2 protein-coding genes are annotated in these 2,718 nt (G+C 70.8%); both read left to right on the forward strand.

Annotation, left to right across the window (positions count from 1 at the left end; all coding sequences use genetic code 11):
• Positions 1 to 2,046 (forward strand): transcription-repair coupling factor (mfd, locus tag G6018_RS00305; RefSeq protein ID WP_182638425.1); only part of this gene is annotated, 2,046 nt, incomplete at its 5' end.
• 68 nt (positions 2,047 to 2,114) lie between these two features.
• A partial coding sequence (locus tag G6018_RS00310) for a MazG nucleotide pyrophosphohydrolase domain-containing protein (RefSeq protein ID WP_347237752.1) occupies positions 2,115 to 2,718 on the forward strand: 604 nt, incomplete at its 3' end.

Raw genomic sequence — 2,718 nt, forward strand, 5'->3', positions numbered from 1 at the left:
CGGCAGGTGCGCGGCGGGGACGGTTCGAGCCGCCGCGAATACGTGGTGATCGAGTACGCCCCCGGCAAACGCGGGGGCGCCGGCGACCGCCTGTTCGTGCCCATGGAGTCCCTCGGACAGCTGAGCCGCTACGTAGGCGGGGAGGCCCCGACGCTGAGCAAGATGGGCGGCGCCGACTGGCAGAACACCAAGCGCAAGGCCCGCAAGGCGGTTCGGGAGATCGCCACCGAGCTGGTGCAGCTCTACGCCAAGCGGCAGTCCGCCCCGGGCCGCGCGTTCGGCCCCGACACCCCCTGGCAGCGGGAGATGGAGGACGCGTTCCCGTTCACCGAGACCGTCGACCAGCTCACGGCGATCGAGGAGGTCAAGGGGGACATGGAGAAGACCGCCCCCATGGACCGCGTGGTGGTGGGCGACGTGGGCTACGGCAAGACCGAGGTGGCCGTGCGGGCGGCGTTCAAGGCCGTGCAGGACGGCACCCAGGTCGCGGTACTGGTGCCCACCACGCTGCTCGCGCAGCAGCACCAGGCGACCTTCGTCGAGCGCATGACCGGGTTCCCCGTGACCGTCAAGGGGCTCAGCCGGTTCACCTCCGACGCCGAGGCCAAGGAGGTACTCAAGGGGCTGGCCGACGGCACGGTGGACGTGGTGATCGGCACCCACCGGTTGCTGGCCACCGCGGTGCACTGGAAGAACCTCGGGCTGGTGGTGGTGGACGAGGAGCAGCGCTTCGGTGTGGAGCACAAGGAGCACATCACCTCGCTGCGCACCCACGTGGACGTGCTGACCATGTCCGCGACGCCCATCCCGAGGACGCTGGAGATGTCGCTGGCCGGGATCCGCGAAATGAGCCAGATCCTCACTCCGCCCGAGGAGCGGCTGCCCGTGCTCACATACGTCGGCGCGCACTCGGACAAGCACGTCGCCGCCGCCATCCGCCGCGAGCTGCTGCGCGAGGGGCAGGTGTTCTACGTGCACAACCGGGTGCGGACCATCGACGCCACCGCGGCGAAGATCCGCGACCTGGTGCCCGAGGCGCGCGTGGTGGTGGCCCACGGGCAGATGGGGGAGGAGCAGCTCGAGCAGACCGTCGGCGGGTTCTGGAACCGCGACTACGACGTGCTGGTGTGTACGACCATCGTCGAGACCGGCCTGGACATCTCCAACGCCAACACCCTGATCGTGGACCGCTCCGACCAGCTGGGTCTGTCGCAGATGCACCAGCTGCGCGGGCGCGTGGGCCGGTCCCGCGAGCGCGGCTACGCCTACTTCCTCTACGACCCGGAGAAGCCGCTCACCGAGACCGCGTACGACCGGCTGGCCACCATCGCCCAGAACAACGACCTGGGCGCGGGCATGGCCGTGGCCATGAAGGACCTCGAGCTGCGCGGCGCCGGCAACGTCCTGGGCGCCGAGCAGTCCGGCCACATCGCCGGCGTCGGCTTTGACCTCTACATCCGTCTGGTGGGCGAGGCCGTGGAGGCCTACCGCGCGATCGCCGACGGCGAGACCGTGGAGGTCGAGGAGGAGGTGGGCGAGATCCGCATCGAGCTGCCGGTCGACGCCTACATCCCGGTCGAGTACGTCGACGGCGACCGGCTACGGCTCGAGGCGTACCGCAAACTGTCCCAGGCGCGGGCGCCCGAGGACATCGACGCGGTGGTCGAGGAACTGGTGGACCGCTACGGACCCATGCCCGCCGAGGCCCGGCGCGTGGTGTCCGTGTCGCGACTGCGGCTCGTGTGCCAGAAGTACAAGGTGCGCGAGATCGTGCTGGCCGGCTCCCGCCTGCGCGTGGGCCCGCTCGATCTGCTCGACTCCCAGCAGATCCGGCTCAAGCGCATGTACCCGGCCGCGCAGTACCGGGCCACGCAGAAGACCGTGCTGCTCCCGCTGCCCAAGGCGGCAGGCGCGCGTGCCGGTGCGGGCGCGGAGAAGGCGCGCGACGACGAGATGCTGCAGTACGCCGCCGACTTCCTCACCGCCATGGCCGGGGATCCCGAGGGCTCGCACCCGGTGATCCAGCCGGAGTTGGTGTCGGTGTGAGTCCCGAGTCCGGTTCCGGCTCCGACCCCCATCGAAAAGAGCGTTCCGCACAGATCCACTCGGCCGATGTGTCCGAAACGCTCTTTTCGACGGGCTCGAGCTTGAGCGCGGGCGCGGGCGCGGGGGATCGGCTCGCCGAGGCCGTCGAGGTGATGGCCCGCATCCGGCGCGACGGCGAGTGGGAAGCCGCCCAGACCCACGCCTCGCTACTGCCGTACCTGCTGGAGGAGTCGTGGGAGCTGGTCGACGCCGTGGCCGACGGAGACCGCGATGAGTTGGTCTCCGAGCTCGGCGATCTTCTCCTGCAGGTGCTGTTCCACGCCGCGATCGGCGAGGAGCGGGCCGAGGGGGCGTTCGACATCCACGACGTGGCCGGCGCCCTTCTGGACAAGCTGCGCCGGCGTGCGCCCTACTGGTTCACCGCTGATGGCGCTGCCGGCCTCGACGCCGCAGAGCAGGACCGGCTCTGGCAGGAGGCCAAGGCCGCCGAACGTACCGGTCGCCCCCCGCGCGGGGTGGTCGACGGCATCCCGTGGGACATGCCGGCCCTCGCCCTCGGGCAGAAAGTGCTGGCCCGCGCCCGCTCGGCGGGTGTGCCCGATGAGCTGGTCCCCGCGCAGATGAGGGTGGTCCACGTGGACCCGGCGGGCCTCTTCCGCGAGCACACCGCCG

It is taken from the genome of Dietzia sp. DQ11-44, from assembly GCF_014145205.1.
Classification (GTDB): domain Bacteria; phylum Actinomycetota; class Actinomycetes; order Mycobacteriales; family Mycobacteriaceae; genus Dietzia; species Dietzia natronolimnaea.